Annotated in this window: 14 protein-coding genes; 4 read left to right on the top strand and 10 right to left on the bottom strand. The window is 61.7% G+C overall.

What is annotated here, in order from left to right:
- Positions 1-66: 66 nt before the first annotated feature.
- The 3 genes from J3A65_RS05430 to J3A65_RS05420 all read right to left on the bottom strand — a co-directional run bounded on the left by J3A65_RS05430 (position 67) and on the right by J3A65_RS05420 (position 4785).
- Positions 67-1704, bottom strand: coding sequence for a cisplatin damage response ATP-dependent DNA ligase (locus J3A65_RS05430; protein WP_209900174.1), 1638 nt, complete (start codon positions 1702-1704; stop codon positions 67-69).
- Between the two features lie 491 nt (positions 1705-2195).
- Positions 2196-3206 carry a ligase-associated DNA damage response exonuclease gene (locus J3A65_RS05425; RefSeq protein WP_209900172.1) on the bottom strand — a complete coding sequence of 337 codons (1011 nt, stop codon included), beginning with the start codon at positions 3204-3206 and terminating at the stop codon, positions 2196-2198.
- 40 nt (positions 3207-3246) lie between these two features.
- Entirely contained in the window at positions 3247-4785 is a 1539-nt protein-coding gene (locus J3A65_RS05420) for an MDR family MFS transporter (protein ID WP_209900170.1), read from the bottom strand.
- A gap of 122 nt (positions 4786-4907) precedes the next feature.
- Here J3A65_RS05420 and J3A65_RS05415 point away from each other — a divergent pair, with 122 nt between their 5' ends.
- Positions 4908-5438 (top strand): MarR family winged helix-turn-helix transcriptional regulator, encoded by a 531-nt coding sequence (locus tag J3A65_RS05415; protein ID WP_113167485.1) that lies wholly within the window; start codon positions 4908-4910, stop codon positions 5436-5438.
- Positions 5439-5551: 113 nt separating this feature from the next.
- The gene (locus J3A65_RS05410) at positions 5552-6931 is read left to right on the top strand and encodes a TIGR03808 family TAT-translocated repetitive protein (protein ID WP_209900168.1); all 1380 of its coding nucleotides are present in this window, start codon (positions 5552-5554) and stop codon (positions 6929-6931) included.
- Here J3A65_RS05410 and J3A65_RS05405 read toward each other — a convergent pair.
- Both J3A65_RS05405 and J3A65_RS05400 read right to left on the bottom strand, forming a co-directional pair.
- A complete protein-coding gene (locus J3A65_RS05405; protein ID WP_209900167.1) occupies positions 6928-7251 on the bottom strand; it encodes a type II toxin-antitoxin system RelE/ParE family toxin in 324 nt (107 codons plus the stop codon). The genes J3A65_RS05410 and J3A65_RS05405 overlap by 4 nt on opposite strands.
- Positions 7248-7535 carry a type II toxin-antitoxin system ParD family antitoxin gene (locus J3A65_RS05400; RefSeq protein ID WP_209900165.1) on the bottom strand — a complete coding sequence of 96 codons (288 nt, stop codon included), beginning with the start codon at positions 7533-7535 and terminating at the stop codon, positions 7248-7250. Before J3A65_RS05400 ends, J3A65_RS05405 begins: the two co-directional genes overlap by 4 nt.
- 144 nt (positions 7536-7679) lie before the next feature.
- Here J3A65_RS05400 and J3A65_RS05395 point away from each other — a divergent pair, with 144 nt between their 5' ends.
- Positions 7680-8327 carry a glutathione S-transferase family protein gene (locus J3A65_RS05395; protein ID WP_113167487.1) on the top strand — a complete coding sequence of 216 codons (648 nt, stop codon included), beginning with the start codon at positions 7680-7682 and terminating at the stop codon, positions 8325-8327.
- Positions 8328-8330: 3 nt separating this feature from the next.
- Here the strand turns inward: J3A65_RS05395 and J3A65_RS05390 are convergent, their stop codons facing one another.
- Both J3A65_RS05390 and J3A65_RS05385 read right to left on the bottom strand, forming a co-directional pair.
- The gene (locus J3A65_RS05390) at positions 8331-8966 is read right to left on the bottom strand and encodes a glutathione S-transferase (RefSeq protein WP_209900162.1); all 636 of its coding nucleotides are present in this window, start codon (positions 8964-8966) and stop codon (positions 8331-8333) included.
- 23 nt (positions 8967-8989) lie between these two features.
- Positions 8990-9997, bottom strand: a complete 1008-nt coding sequence (locus J3A65_RS05385) for an asparaginase (RefSeq protein ID WP_209900159.1) — start codon at positions 9995-9997, stop codon at positions 8990-8992.
- Between the two features lie 101 nt (positions 9998-10098).
- On the opposite strand from J3A65_RS05385, the gene J3A65_RS05380 reads away from it, so the two are divergent.
- Positions 10099-10836 (top strand): DUF3750 domain-containing protein, encoded by a 738-nt coding sequence (locus J3A65_RS05380; RefSeq protein WP_062453533.1) that lies wholly within the window; start codon positions 10099-10101, stop codon positions 10834-10836.
- A 104-nt stretch (positions 10837-10940) separates the two neighbouring features.
- Here J3A65_RS05380 and J3A65_RS05375 read toward each other — a convergent pair whose 3' ends face one another.
- The 3 genes from J3A65_RS05375 to J3A65_RS05365 all read right to left on the bottom strand — a co-directional run bounded on the left by J3A65_RS05375 (position 10941) and on the right by J3A65_RS05365 (position 14581).
- Positions 10941-11087 (bottom strand): DUF1127 domain-containing protein, encoded by a 147-nt coding sequence (locus J3A65_RS05375; RefSeq protein ID WP_082471856.1) that lies wholly within the window; start codon positions 11085-11087, stop codon positions 10941-10943.
- Between the two features lie 583 nt (positions 11088-11670).
- On the bottom strand, positions 11671-12672 hold the full coding sequence (locus tag J3A65_RS05370; protein ID WP_209900157.1) for an NAD(P)H-quinone oxidoreductase: 1002 nt from the start codon (positions 12670-12672) through the stop codon (positions 11671-11673).
- Positions 12673-12772: 100 nt separating this feature from the next.
- Positions 12773-14581: an EAL domain-containing protein gene (locus J3A65_RS05365; protein WP_062453535.1), complete on the bottom strand. Its 1809-nt coding sequence runs from the start codon at positions 14579-14581 to the stop codon at positions 12773-12775.
- Between the last annotated feature and the right edge of the window lie 25 nt (positions 14582-14606).

Below are 14606 nucleotides of genomic sequence, written 5' to 3'. Positions count from 1 at the left end.
ATGAGTAGTCTCAGATATCGGGATTGAGCGTAAACCCGACGGTTCAGAACGCAAGCGGGCCAGCGGTCACATCTTCGCGTCCGCCGTTTTGGCATCGATCATTGCGGTCAGCGTTTCCAGCCGGTCAGCATCGCGCGGCAGCTTGTCCATCCGCAGCCTTGCAATGCGGGGAAAACGCATGGCGACGCCGGACTTGTGGCGCGTCGAGCGGTTGATGCCCTCGAAGGCAACTTCCAGCACGAAGCCGAAATCCTTGTCGGCGCGCACCGCCCTCACCGGCCCGAAACGCTCCACCGTGTTGTCGCGCACGAACTTGTCGAGGACTTCCAGTTCCGCATCGGTAAAGCCAAAATAGGCCTTGCCGACGGGCACGAGATGATCGCCATCGGGGCCATCCGTCCACACACCGAAGGTGAAATCGGAATAGTAGCTGGAGCGCTTGCCGTGGCCGCGCTGGGCGTAGAGCATGACCGCATCGACGTTATAGGGGTCGCGTTTCCACTTGAACCACGGGCCTTTCAGCCGGCCGGCCTGATAGACACTGTCGCGGCGCTTGATCATGACGCCTTCGATGACCGGATCCGGCGGATCACGGCGCAGGGCTTCGAGCTCATCCCAGGTGCTGAACGGCACGAGATCGGAGAGGTCGAACCGGTCATGCGGGGCGTGGCCGATCACCTCGGAGAGGCGCTCGCGGCGCTCGAGGAAGCCTTTTGCGCGCACGTCGGCCTCGCCGTCGAACAGGATATCGTAGGCGCGTACGAAGGCGGGGTAATCCTCCAGCATCTTCGCGTTCACAGTCTTGCGGTTGAGGCGCTGCTGCAGGTCGGAAAAGGTGCGGGTGGGATTGTTGGATCGCATCGTGCCGCCGACGAGAAGCTCGCCGTCGATGACGCCATCGAAATTGATCTGCTCGACGATATCGGGAAAGGCACCGGTGATATCATCGCCGGAGCGGGAATAGAGTTTCTTCGTGCCGCCATGGGCCGACATCTGGACTCGGATGCCATCCCATTTCCATTCGGCGGCGTAATCGGCGGGATCGAGCTTTTCGAGATCGCCGCTCTCGACCGGATTGGCGAGCATGACCGAATGAAAGATCGCCGGCGTCGCCAGAACCGGCTTGTCGGCATGGCCTTCCAGCCAGGCAAACAGCGACACATAGGGCGGCTCCAGCCCGTGCCAGAGCGTCTCGATCTCGGTCACGTCCTTGCCCGACATTTCCGACAGCGCCTGCTTTGCAAGCCTCGCCGAAACACCGATGCGCAGCGACCCGGTGACAAGCTTCAGGAACGCGAAACGGCCGGAGGGATCGAGATGATCAAGCAGTTCGCGGACGGCTGAGCGCACTTCCGTGCGGCCGAGCGAGTTCATGCGGGCGACGACTTCGGACAGAAGCGGCTGCTCGGCATCGGTGGTGTCGTCCTTTTCGAGGCCATCCCAGACCAGCGCAATGGTTTCGGCGAGATCGCCGACATAGTCGTAGGAATACTGAAACAGAACCGCATCCATGCGCTCCAGCACCAGTTCGCGCAGCATGGCGGGCTTGACGCTTTTGAGATCAAGCGCACTTGCGAGCGCCGCCAGCCCATAGCCGCGATCGGGATCGGGCGTGGTGCGGAAGTAATCGACCAGCAGGGTGATCTTGCCGTTGCGCGACGGGGTGAGGACAAGACGGTCCAGCAGTGTGGCGAAGGGTTTCATGGGCGCAGCACTCTTCGAAAAACCCCCTCTGGCCTGCCGGCCATCTCCCCCACAAGGGGGGAGAAGACTTGCGGCACGGCACTGCCTCGATCGTGCGAAAGGGGTGCGACCGGGTTAAGCCCTCCCCCTTGTGGGGAGGGTTGGGAGGGGTCTTTCTTCAACAATCCACGCATCATCGATCCCCCTCTGGCCTGCCGGCCATCTCCCCCGCAAGGGGGGAGAAAACCAGCGGCACGGCACTGCCTCGATTGTGCGACAGGGGCACGACGGGCTCTAGCCCTCCCCCTTGTGGGGAGGGTTGGGAGGGGTCTCTCTTCAATAATCCACGCATCATCGATCCCCCTCTGGCCTGCCGGCCATCTCCCCCGCAAGGGGGGAGAAAACCAGCGGCACGGCACTGCCTCGATTGTGCGACAGGGGCACGACGGGCTCTAGCCCTCCCCCTTGTGGGGAGGGTTGGGAGGGGTCTTTTTTCAGCAACACAGCCATCATCAATCCCCCTCGTCTTCGTAGCCGACCAGGTGCAGCGGGCGGGCGGGGATTTTTTTGAGTTCGCACCAACGTACCAGCGCTTCTTCGCGGCCGTGGGTGACCCAGACTTCGGAGGGAGCGACCTCGTTGATGGTTTCCAAGAGTTCGGGCCAGTCGCAGTGGTCGGAAATCACCAGCGGCAGCTCAACGCCGCTTTGTTTGGCGCGTTGGCGCACCATCATCCAGCCGGAGGCAAAGGCGATCAGGGGTTCGTTGAAGCGGCGGGCCCAGCGATCCTGAAAGGCCGAGGGCGGGCCGACGACGACGGCGCCCTTGAACAGGTCGGGGCTGCTCTTGTCGATCGTCGCGGGGCGGATTTCGCCGAGCGCGATGCCCTGGCTTTCGTAATAGTCGCAGAGTTTTGCGAGCGCGCCGTGGATATAGATCGGTTCGTCATAGCCGCTGTCGCGGATCAGGCGGATCACCCGCTGCGCCTTCCCCAAGGCGTAAGCGCCGACCATGTGGCTGCGGTCGGGAAACTGCTTGAGCGAGGTCAAGAGCTTGCCGATTTCCTCGCGCGGGTGGGGATGGTGGAAGACGGGCAGGCCGAAGGTTGCCTCGGTGATGAAGACATCGCAGGAAACAGGCACGAAGGGCGCGCAGGTCGGGTCGACGCCGCGCTTGTAATCGCCTGAGACGACGACGCGCAGATCCTTATGCTCGAGCGCGATCTGGGCCGAGCCGAGCACATGGCCGGCTGGATGGAAGCTGACATTGACGCCGCCGACATCGATCACCTCGCCCCATGCAGCCTCCTGTTCAGAGGTGCAGAAGTCGTTGCCATAGCGGATCTTCATGATATCGAGCGTCTGGCGGGTGGCGAGCACATGGGTGTGGCCGGCGCGGGCATGGTCGGAATGGCCATGGGTGATCAGCGCCCGCTCGACGGGGCGCACCGGATCGACATGGAAGCCGCCGACGGGGCAGAACAGGCCGGCCGGTGTGGGATGAAGCAGTGCCTCGGGTTTCATAGGACGAGAGATAGGCGGGGAAAGCCCGCTTGGAAGAGCCTTACGGGGCGGGCAACTTGTTTTGTTGTGCGGCGGCCTGGACTTGCGCAGTCGGCAGGCGTTTGGGCTTGAGGAAAAGGGCGGCGACAAGGCCGATGGCGGCGATCACGGCGGCGGCGAAGAAGAGCGGCGTGAAGGCAGAGAAGTAGACGGATGCCACGGCCTCGCGCGAGGCTTGCGGCAGCTGGTCGAGCACTTTCGGGGTGAGTGCGCCGATATCGGCAACGCCTGGAATAACCACGCCGCTGCCCTTGACCGACGAGCCGATGATGGCGCCGTAGAGCGAAATGGCGATCGACGCGCCGCCCATCCGCATCAGCGTCACGGCACCGGTGGCAGCTCCCATATCTTCCCGCGGTGCGGAATTCTGGACGCCGATGATCGGGGCCTGCTGGCCGAAGCCGACGGCAAGTCCCTGCAACATGAGAAGTATGGCGACGAGCCAGAGCGGCGTAGCCGACGTCACCTGCGACAGAAGCAGAAGAGCGCCGATGCTCATGACCAGTCCCAGGACCGCGAACGGCTTGTAGCGGCCGGTGATGGAAATCAGCCTTCCCGCCGACATGGAACCGACGACGATGCCGCCGGTGAGGCCGATGAAGAACAGGCCGGCCTGCGACGGCGACAGGCCCGTCGTCGTCTGCAGGAACAGCGCGTAATAGTTGACCATGCCGATGCCGACCGCACCCGAGCAAAGCGTGATGATGAGAAACAGCGAGAAGGTGCTGTCCCTGAACAGTTTGAGCGGCACGATCGGTTCCGGCACCCGGCTTTCGACGAACACCCAAAGGCCGGCGCAGGCCATGCCGAAGCCGAGAAGGACCAGCGATTCGATTGCCATCAGCGAGCCGAACAGCTGGTGGCTGTCGGCGAAGGTGACGAGGCTTGCGATCGTCAGCGCCAGGACGACGGCACCGGCATAATCGATCTTCGGCTTGCGCTGCGGCCGGCGATAGGGAAGCAGCAAGGCGAGGCCTGTCACGACGATGACGCCGAGCGGCAGGTTGATCAGGAAGATCGAGCGCCAGCCGAACAGATCGCTGAGCGTGCCGCCGAGCACAGGGCCGATGCTTCCGGCGGCCATGATCATAAGGCTGGAATAGCTCTGGTACTTTGCGCGTTCGCGCGGTTCGAACAGATCGGCATTGATCGAGAAGATCGACACCATGATGCCGCCGCCGCCAAGGCCCTGGAAGACGCGGGCCGCAATCAGCGAATTCATCGACCAGGCAAAGCCGCAGAGAACCGAGCCGAGCGTGAAGAGAACGATGGCAAACAGCATCACATATTTGCGGCCGAACAGATCCCCCAGCTTGCCGTAGATCGGCATGACCGCGCTCATGGCCAGAAGAAAGGCCGAGGAGACCCAGCCGAAACTCTCCATCTGGCCGAACTCGCCGACGATGGTGGGAAGTGCCGTGGAGACGATGTGATTGTCGAGCGCCGCCATGAACAGCGCCGCCATCAGGAACCAGAAAACGAACAGACGCTGTCGTTTGTCGGCAACAAGCGGGGTCTGGGCCGGGCGTGACATATCCATGGCATACTTCCTGAGAGGTCGGCGAATTTATGTGACTTCAGCATATATTTGTCAACAGCAGGCAGATGCGCCCAGCAACAATTTCGTTGAAACAACCCGGCACCTGCTGATAAGTTGCAGCGATGACGACCACGATTTCTGCATCAGACCCACAGCCCTCGACCGAAACCGCCGCATTTGCGGAGGGTCTTTCGCGTGTCAGCGACAACCTGACCCGGATGCGGCATCTGATGGGGCGACGGATGATCGCGCGCACCGCGATCGCCAACACGGTTCCGGGGCTGGAAACGGCGCATCTCGACGTGCTTGACGTGATGGGCAGGATCGAGGGCGAAATCACTGTCGGGGCGATTGCCGAGACGATGCGGATCGACCCGTCGCGCGGCAGCCGTCTGGTGACCGATCTTGTGTCGCGCGGCGTACTGAGGCGCGACGCTTCGCAGGAGGACGGGCGGCGCTCGCTGCTGGTCAGGACTGAACTCGGCGATGCGTTGCTGACCGAGCTACAGGCGGTCAAGCGGTCGCTGCTGGTGAATGTGCTGGGCGACTGGCCGGAGGAAGAGCTTTCGGCGTTTTCGCATCTGTTTGAGAAGTTCATCTCCGGTTTCGAAGCGGTCTATCCCGGCGGCGCAGGCCGTCCCTCTCCGACCTAACCGGGCCTGACCGGGCCTGACCGGGCCTGACCGCTTTCGCATCCCGTCCCGAAACCGGACACTTCCGCTGGCACGATAAATGCGTGTTCGAAGGGGATGATGGAGACGGCTGGATGATTTCGAGACGCAAAATGCTTGGCTGGAGCATGACGGGGGCTGCAGTTGCGGCACTGCCGCTGCCAGCGCTTGCAGCACCCGCCAGTGTTTCGACCGTTGACCTGCGCGGCTCGATCGACGCGCGCGACCATGGCGTGGCGCCTGATGGCGGCGATGTTTCCAGCCGCAAGCTGCTGGCGCTGATCGAACAGGCGGCGAGGCAGAACAAGCCGGTCTATCTGCCGCCCGGCGACTACCGCGTTTCCGGCCTCGATCTTCCCGACAATACAAGGCTGGTCGGCGTATCAGGCGCTTCCAGGCTCGTCTATTCCGGCGACGGATCGTTTATCCGTGCAACCGCGGCGCGGCGGATCGAGCTTTCCAATCTGGTGATCGACGGCGGCAATCGCTGGCTGGATGATCAGACCCCTGCCCTTATCCATTTCTCCGGCATTCCCGATATCTCCATCGACAATTGCGAGATCCTTGGCGCGCGCAAATCCGCGATCCAGCTGGAGCGGTGCGGCGGACGCATCGAGCGCTCCAAGATATCGGGCGCTGCGGATTACGCGCTCTATGCAGTCGAAAGCACCGGTCTGTCGGTGACCGCCAACAGCGTATTTGATTGCGGCAATGGCGGCATTCTCATCCATCGCTGGGAAAAGGGCGTCGATGGCAGCATCGTCACGGGCAATCGCATCTTCCGGATCGGCGCCAGGAATGGCGGTACCGGGCAATATGGCAATGCGATCAACCTGTTTCGCGCCGCCAACGTGATGGTGAGCGGCAACCACATTTCCGACTCTGCCTTTTCGGCGGTCCGCGCCAACAGCTCGTCCAACGCGCAGATTTCCGGCAACCAGTGCTTTCGCTCCGGCGAGACGGCGATCTATGCGGAATTCTCGTTCGAGGGCGCCGTCATCTCGGGCAATACGGTGGACGGCGCGGCAAACGGCATTTCCGTCGTCAACTTCAACGAAGGCGGCAGGCTTTCGACCATTACCGGCAATATCGTCCGCAACCTTTCCGCAACCGGCCCCTACAAACTCGACGGCGCCATCTTCGGCGTCGGCATCAGCGCCGAGGCCGACACGGCGATCACAGGCAACGTGGTGGAAAACGCCGCCCTCTGGGGCCTGGCACTCGGCTTCGGCCCCTATCTCCGCAACGTCGTCGCGGCCAACAATATCGTGCGCGGCGCCAAGGTCGGTTGCGCCGTGAGCGTTGCCGAAGGTGCCGGATCGACTGTCATCAGCGGCAATGTGTTTCAGGATGTGAAGGACGGCGGCGTGATTGGCTATCGCTGGACGGAGGCTGCAACGGAAGAGTTGGGTGGGTCGGGTGATGCAGCGGCGGCGTTTCCGCATCTGACGGTTATGGGGAACCGGGTGGGTTAGGTTTCGGTGTCGGGAGCTTCGGGGCTGGGGCCGAAATCGATGTTGCGGCCGTTGTGGAAGACGCGGGCAATCTGCACGACGTCGTCCCTGACGCGGAAGGCGATCGTTGCTTTGTACCGATAACCGACGAGCCGCAGCCCGGAGTAAACGTCATCGCGCCGCATGCCGCGGTGGGGAAATGTCGAAAAATCAAGGCAGTAGTCTTCGATGCGGCGAACATAGGCCAATGCGGGGTCTACACCCATGCGAGGTGCCAGATATGTCAGGATATCGGCAAGATCATCTCTCGCCGCAGGATCGAAGACGACCCTGTACTTCATTCCTTCGTCATCTGCTCGGTAAGTTTTGCCGCCAGCTCGTCCAGATATCGATCCACCTCGTCGCCGGTTAATCCTCGTTCCGGGTGCGCATCCATTTCCTGAAGCGTCGGCACGACCTCGTCCCTCAGCCATCTCTCGATCGCGGCGTCATGCGCTGCCATCGGGCGCAGGCCCTCGGCGATCACGTCGCTTTCCGAGGCGTATTCGCCGGAGGCGACCTTGGCTTCGACCATGTCGGCGATCTCGACCGGCAGGGTGATGCTGAGCGAACGGGTGGCGGACATGGGGCGGCCTCAAGATGATCAGGGTGGTACTCAAGATAGCGAAAACTGAAGCGGACGTCCAACCGGTCGATTTGAGGGGGCTGCATCTTCCGTTCGGGGCCGAACCGCACTAGCGTCGCCCGCGACACACAATGGGAGATACGCATGCTGAAAATCTATGGCGTCTATCGTTCGCGCGCGACGCGGCCGCTCTGGTTGATCGAGGAACTGGGATTGCCGTTCGAGCATATTCCTGTCATCCAGGCCTATCGGCTGGATGACGCTTCGGTTGATGGCGCGCCTGTCAACACGCGGTCGCCGGAGTTTTTGAGCGTCAATCCGATGGGCTCGATCCCGTCGATGGACGATGACGGGTTCGTGCTGCACGAGTCGCTTGCCATCACGCTTTACCTTGCCCGCAAGCATGGCGGCGAGATTGCTCCGAAGACGATCGAGGAAGAGGCGCAGATGGTGCAGTGGTCGCTGTTTGCGGCAACCAGCGTCGAGACCGCGGCCCTGACGATCCAGTCGTCCAGCGCGTCCACCGACGAAGGCAAGGCGGCGATCGAGGCTGCTGCACGCACGCTTTCGCGGCCGTTCGACGTGCTTGAAAAGCATCTTTCCGAAGACGGTTTCATGGTGGGCAAGCGGTTTACGGTGGCCGATATCAACGTGACGGAAATCGTGCGTTACGCGCGCAGCCATGCGGCCCTGTTCGACGGCCGCCCGGCGCTGAAAGCCTGGTATGACGGCTGCGTCGCCCGGCCCGCCTATCAGGCGATGTGGGCAAAGCGCAACGCTGAGCCGGCCTGACGATCAGGTGGCGGGTTTCGCTGCTGCTTCTTCCGCCAGCACCCTTTGCACCGCCGGCCGCATTTCGATGCGGCGGTAGTGGGCGGCGACCTTGGGGAATTCGGCCATTTCCACATGGTCGCTTTCCAGCCAGCCGGTCATGACGAACAGGTAGGCGTCGGCGACCGAAAACGTTTCGCCGAGCACGAATTGGCCTTCGACAAGATCGTTCTCGATCAGAGCGAAGCTGTCGCGCATGGTCTGCGGCACCTTGGCGATCATGTCCGCATGCGAGGCGGCATTATCGGCCCACCGCGCGCCGCGGCGGCCATGGGCGTGGTTGATGTGGACGGTGGAGGAGAGATAGGCGTTGAAGGCCTGCATTTTTGCAAACAGGAAGGGATCGTCCAGCGGCGCAAGGCTCTTTAAAGGCACGAGCTGGGCGATGTAGGGAAGCAGTGCGACGGTTTCGGTCAGCACGCCTTGGTCCGTGACCAGTGCCGGCACCCGGCCCTTCGGGTTGACCTTCAGATAGGATGGCGATCGCTGCTCGCCCTCGGCAAAGCGGATGAGCGAGACCTGATAATCGAGGCCCGACTCGGCCAGCGCGATATGGCTGGCGCGTGAGCAGGTGCCGGGCGTGATGTAGAGCGTCAGCATCGATCCGTATCCCTTCGTCGGTATCAGGCAAACATCGCGTCAGTGACCCGGACTTCGCCGACGGTGAGGCCGTTCCAGTTCTTCATCGTACGGTTGGCCATCGCCATCAGCTTGGCTTCGGTTTCGCCGCCCTTTTCGAAATAGCGGGCGATGAGCGCGAAGATCATCGCTTCGGCGGCGCGGGTCGTACCGTCCTCGCATTTGACCGCCATGGCAATGCCCTGATCGGGAAGTGCGGCGACGAAGACGCCTTCGGCACCGGTCTTGGCAAAGATCTTGCCCGGCGCCAGTTCCATCAGCTTGGTGCAGGCGCGGCCGGTGCCGGCGACATAGAACGGTTCGGCCATGCAGGCGTCCATCAGCCGGCGCGAGGCTTTCGCCCGTTCGTTGGAGAGACCGGAGCCGGTCAGCATTTTCGCAAAGCCGTGGGCGAGGCCCTTGAGCGGCACGGCATAGGTCGGGATCGAGCAACCGTCGATGCCGCAATTGTCTTCGGCGAGAACCGCGCCCGTGAGGCTACCCATCACGTCGCGGATTTCCTTCTGCAGCGGATGATCGTAGTCGACATAGCCCTTCAGCTGCGTGCCGGAATGGACGCAGGTGCAGACGAAGCCGGAATGTTTTCCGGAGCAGTTGTTATGCAGCGCCGTTGGATATTCGATGGTGCGGGCCTGGTGGATGAGCGAGGCCTGTTCGGATGCCCAGTGGGCGCCGCATTCCATGTCGTCGACACTCTTGCCAGCCTTGGCCAGCATCGAGGCCGCCATGGCCACATGTGCATCCTCGCCGGAATGGGAGGCGCAGGAAAATGCCAGTTCCTTAGCTCCGAACCCGTAGGCATCGGCTGCACCGCTTTCGATCAGCGGCAGCGCCTGCATGGCCTTGCAGGAGGACCGCGGAAACACGCCGGCTTCGGCATCACCGAAGGAAAACAGCGTCTTGCCTTCGCCATCCACGACGACGCCGAGGCCGCGATGGCGGCTTTCGACGAGAGAGCCGCGGGTCACTTCAACGGTCACGGGATTTTGCATCGGTCAGTCCTGAATTTGCCGGCTTCTATTGCTCATTCGGCTTAAACGCCATTTCGGCGGCGTTGATAGCCGTTTCGGCGATTTGTTGCACGGGAATGTTTATGAAATCGGTAAAGCGACTGCTGCTCCTTATCTTCGTCGTCTACCTTCTTCCCACCTTCGCTTCCGCCGGCCTTTGGGCGATGCGCGAACACCCGTCCGGCTGGAGTGCCGCGCGCTGGTCGTCGGCCGGCATCCTTCCCAAGGCGAACGAAAGCAACGATGCGGCGATCTATATTTTCTCGGCGATGACGGGCGGGCTGAAAGGTTCGGTGGCAAGCCATGCCTGGATCGTGACCAAGGCAAAGGGTGCGGCCACCTATACCCGCTATGACAAGGTGGGCTGGGGCAACCCGATCCGCCGCAACCACCGCGATCCGGATGCCTTCTGGTATTCGAACCCGCCGCAGCTGGTGACATCGATCACCGGATCGAAGGCGGAGCTGCTGATCCCCAAGATCGAAGGCGCGATTGCCGCCTACCCTTACGCCGAGCCCGGCGGCTACACGATCTGGCCGGGGCCGAATTCCAATACGTTCGTGGCCTATGTGCTGCGCACCGTGCCTGAGATCGGCGCGGTGCTTCCGCCGCATGCGGTGGGCCGCGACTATCTGCCGGATGGGGAATTCGTGCATCTGGACGAGGACAGCCGCGACCTGCATGTGACGCTGCGCGGTCTGTTAGGCTTTTCGGTGGGGGTGAGGAGCGGCATCGAGGTCCATTTCCTCGGTCTCGTCGCGGGCCTCGATCTCGCCCGGCCGGGCATCAAGGTACCGGCGCTCGGACGGATCGGCATCTAGCCGAGAGACCAGTGCCGCGATGCATGGGAGCTATGCATGAAACGCAAAACGCCCGCAGATTTGCGAGCGTTTGCAAACATTCGGATTATACGATCAGAAACCGATCAGAAGCCGACGGCAGTGCGTGCGACGCGACGGATATCGCTACGGTCGATACCGAGGTCGTGGAGTTCGCGCGAGGTCATACGGTCCAGTTCGGTTACCGTCTGACGATATTTGCGCCAGTTGTTGATGGTGCGTGCTACGTTCATGATGATCCCCTTTCCTGAGGCTTTCGAAGCTTCAGCTGCCAGATGCCGGCGCTTTCTCTTGCTTCGATGACCTCTTTATACGCTGCCCAAGGATGAAGCAGAAGCACCGAAGCGTCAGGCCACCCATGCGCGCCATGCATGTCTTTCAAGGGTGCATGTCAGGGAATTGGTCATCATTGCCAGGCAGGATGGAAGACCATCGAAATTTGCGACCGGCAGACATGGAAAAGGGCCGCTTGAGCGGCCCTTCCATGAGTTTGGTCCGGTTGAACGAACCCGGGCTACAATCATGCAGTCCGAAGGAAGATGTCATTCAGGCCGAGGGCTGCCCCGTCAAGACCAACAACTTTCCATTGCCCGCTACACAGACCGAAATCTCATTAGACATTGGACCACCTTCCTTTCATTACGTTGATGATGATTAGAAGGTAGGTGCGATCTGCGGCGCTTGCAAGGCAAGTTATGTAAACAATCGAAGATATTATTGAGTTGCGGATCGGCGGCGGTTCGACCACTATTCGCGCAGCCGGCGGCGGGGTGCCTTCCGGGCGATGCCCAAGGCCACCCCTGCCCCCACGTTTCCTCACCCCAGCTTCATCACGATCTTGCCGATATGGCTGCTGGTTTCCATCAGCCGGTGCGCCTCGACCACGTCGTCAAACGGCACCACGGAATGGATGACGGGTGAGACCTTGCCGGCTTCGAGAAGCGGCCAGACCTCGCTCAGCAGTTCGTCGCGGATCGCCCGCTTTTCGTCAGCGGTGCGGGGCCGCATGGTCGATCCTGTCACCGTCAGGCGCTTGACCATGATCGGTGAGAGATTGACCTTTTCCGCCATGTTGCCGCCAAGGAATGCGATGATCGACAGGCAGCCGTCCTTGGCAAGGACCGAAAGGTTCTTTTCGAAATAGGATGCGCCGATCATGTCGAGCACCACATCGACGCCCTTGCCGTCGGTCTCGGCCTTGATCACTTCGGCAAAGTCCTCGGTCTTGTAATTGATCGCCTTGGTCGCACCGAGCTTTTCGCAGGCCTCGCTTTTCTCCTTCGAGCCGACAGTCGCATAGGCAGTCGCGCCGAATGCCTTGGCGAGCTGGATCGCGGTCGTGCCGATGCCGCTTGAGCCGCCATGGATCAGCACGCTCTCGCCTTCGGTCAGGCCCGCCATCTGGAACAGGTTGGCCCAGACGGTGAAGAAGGTTTCCGGAACGGCTGCGGCCTTCACCGCATCATAGCCCTTCGGCCATGGCAGCGCCTGGCCAGCCGGCACGACGCAGTATTCTGCATAGCCGCCGCCGTTCGACAGGCCGCAGACCTTGTCGCCGATTGCAAATTCGGTCACGCCCTCGCCGAGCGCCACGACTTCACCGGCGACTTCGAGGCCAAGGATCGGGCTTGCATCCTTCGGCGCCGGGTAGTTGCCCTGGCGCTGGGCGACGTCGGGTCGGTTGACGCCGGCGGCTTCTACCTTGATCAGGATTTCGCCTGATCCGGCCGACGGGCACGGGCCGGTGGCATGGGTCATTACATCGGGCGCGCCGAAGGACGGCAGGTCGACGAAACGCATCTGGGACGGCATGGACATGGGTCTACTCCTGTCAGTATCTGACGACTGACTTAGGACAGTGCCCCCTGCTTGGAAAGGCGGAGGTTGGATGCATGCGTCCGGTTGAGCCGGTGTGGCGCTACTCTGCCGCGTCACCGTAGCTTGCGAAAACAAGGCCACGGTCGCTCTCCTTGGCGGCAACCTTGACCGTTGCGATCTCCGTTCCGATCCGGGCGATATCGTCGAGGATCAGGCCCTGCGGCAGATGGACAACGCCGATCGAGCAGCGCAGCAAAGGGAAATCGCGCTCCACGCCGGTGCGGTCATGGCCACGGATCCGGCCTGCCGCCCTCTCCTCTTCCGAATAGAGCGCGACGGCGTCATCGTGGAAATCCGATAGAAGGCGCTCGAGGATTTCCTCCAACTCGTCGCGGGACCAGTCGCGAATGCCGATAAAGAAATCGTCGCCGCCGACATGGCCCAGAAAATGTTCGTCGGAGAAGAAGTAGCGCTTCATCAGCGCCGCAAACAGCGAGATCGCGTGGTCGCCCATCTGGAAGCCGTAATGATCGTTGAACGGCTTGAAATGGTCGAAGTCGCAATAGCAGAAGAAGCGCTGCTCGTCGTCATCGCGGCCGGCCTGGTACATGAAGTCGCGGATGGCCCGGTTGCCGGGAAGCCCCGTCAGCGGGTTCTGGTCCTGGGCGATCTTCAGCTGCTTTTCGTTGACCACCTTGATCAGCGATGCGGCCGAGACGACGCCCGCATAGCGCATGTTTTCGGTAAGGATAACGCAGGCGCTGTTTTCCATGTTGGCAAACAGGCTCATCAGTTCTTCCGCCTCGGCATCCAGCCCGATGATCGGCGCGCGCTCGACGAAATGGGCGATGGTGCGCTCGTAGACCTTGTTCTTTAGGAGATCGCGGCCGAAGGGCTGATAGATGAATTCCTTGAGGTGATATTCGTTGATGACGCCACGCGGTTCGCCATTGGCGTTCAGCACCGGAAAGAATGCCTGGCGCGGATTGCGGCGAAACAGTTCAAAGACGCTGTCGATGCTTTCGTTCTCGAACACGGTCGGCAGTTTTTCGATCTGCTTGCGGATGAGGATTTCGTCGAGAGACTGGCTGGAGCGGCGCGACAGACCGATTGCGGCCAGATGCGGATAGGCCGGCTGCAACTCCGTGACGAAGCTGGTGGGTCTTGCGATGAAATAGCCCTGTACCAGATCGACGCCGTATTCACGGCAGGCCAGAAATTCGGCCTCGGTCTCGATGCCTTCGGCAATCACGCGGATGCCGAGCACATGGGCAATATTGACGATGTTCTTGACGAGATGCCGTTTGCGCGGATTGACATCGATATCCGAAATGAAGTGCCGGTCGATCTTCAGGTAGTCGACCGGGTAGTCGCAGAGCAGCTTCATCTCGCCATGGCCGACGCCGAAATCGTCAATCGCCAGCTTGAAGCCTGCCTTGCGCATCTCGCTCATCAACTCGGCAAATTCCGGCACCGACGTGTTGTCGAACCGCTCGGACAGCTCGAAGCAGACCGAGGACGGTGCGACGCCTGCCTGGCGCAGGTGCTGGACGATCTTTTCGAGGAAAAGCTGGCCGTCGCGGATCATCCGGACATCGAGATTGAGAAACAGCGTTTGGCTGGAGAAATCCGGAAGGCCGGCGAATTTGGCAAGTGCCCGGTGGGCGACCATCTGTTCGAGCGCCAGAAGCTGGCCGCCGTCATGGGCCTGGTCGATCAGTTCGAGCGGCGAGGCAAAGCCGAGACGGTCATGCCCGCGCAGCAGCGATTCGTAACCGAACACGGACCCGGTGGCGACCTCCACGATCGGCTGGAAGGCGTTCTCGATGACGAGCTTGGCCAGAGGCAGAAGCTGATCGCTGGCATAGCGGCGGAAAACGCCCGGTTCCAGAACGGCCGCAGACGACATGCAATTCACCCCATTTACTGCGTGG

It is taken from the genome of Rhizobium sp. PvP014 (assembly GCF_017876855.1).
Classification (GTDB): Bacteria; Pseudomonadota; Alphaproteobacteria; order Rhizobiales; family Rhizobiaceae; genus Neorhizobium; species Neorhizobium soli.
Note: the sequence above shows the minus strand (reverse complement) of the source record. Positions and strands in the feature narration are given on the sequence as shown.

What these genes read in the sequence shown, in the direction of transcription:
- J3A65_RS05365 (WP_062453535.1), bottom strand. Translation starts at nt 14,581, where the DNA reads ATGTCGTCTGCGGCCGTTCTGGAACCGGGCGTTTTCCGCCGCTATGCC.
- J3A65_RS05430 (WP_209900174.1), bottom strand. Translation starts at nt 1,704, where the DNA reads ATGAAACCCTTCGCCACACTGCTGGACCGTCTTGTCCTCACCCCGTCG.
- J3A65_RS05395 (WP_113167487.1), top strand. Translation starts at nt 7,680, where the DNA reads ATGCTGAAAATCTATGGCGTCTATCGTTCGCGCGCGACGCGGCCGCTC.
- J3A65_RS05375 (WP_082471856.1), bottom strand. Translation starts at nt 11,087, where the DNA reads ATGAACGTAGCACGCACCATCAACAACTGGCGCAAATATCGTCAGACG.
- J3A65_RS05370 (WP_209900157.1), bottom strand. Translation starts at nt 12,672, where the DNA reads ATGTCCATGCCGTCCCAGATGCGTTTCGTCGACCTGCCGTCCTTCGGC.
- J3A65_RS05385 (WP_209900159.1), bottom strand. Translation starts at nt 9,997, where the DNA reads ATGCAAAATCCCGTGACCGTTGAAGTGACCCGCGGCTCTCTCGTCGAA.
- J3A65_RS05415 (WP_113167485.1), top strand. Translation starts at nt 4,908, where the DNA reads ATGACGACCACGATTTCTGCATCAGACCCACAGCCCTCGACCGAAACC.
- J3A65_RS05400 (WP_209900165.1), bottom strand. Translation starts at nt 7,535, where the DNA reads ATGTCCGCCACCCGTTCGCTCAGCATCACCCTGCCGGTCGAGATCGCC.
- J3A65_RS05425 (WP_209900172.1), bottom strand. Translation starts at nt 3,206, where the DNA reads ATGAAACCCGAGGCACTGCTTCATCCCACACCGGCCGGCCTGTTCTGC.
- J3A65_RS05420 (WP_209900170.1), bottom strand. Translation starts at nt 4,785, where the DNA reads ATGGATATGTCACGCCCGGCCCAGACCCCGCTTGTTGCCGACAAACGA.
- J3A65_RS05405 (WP_209900167.1), bottom strand. Translation starts at nt 7,251, where the DNA reads ATGAAGTACAGGGTCGTCTTCGATCCTGCGGCGAGAGATGATCTTGCC.
- J3A65_RS05410 (WP_209900168.1), top strand. Translation starts at nt 5,552, where the DNA reads ATGATTTCGAGACGCAAAATGCTTGGCTGGAGCATGACGGGGGCTGCA.
- J3A65_RS05390 (WP_209900162.1), bottom strand. Translation starts at nt 8,966, where the DNA reads ATGCTGACGCTCTACATCACGCCCGGCACCTGCTCACGCGCCAGCCAT.
- J3A65_RS05380 (WP_062453533.1), top strand. Translation starts at nt 10,099, where the DNA reads ATGAAATCGGTAAAGCGACTGCTGCTCCTTATCTTCGTCGTCTACCTT.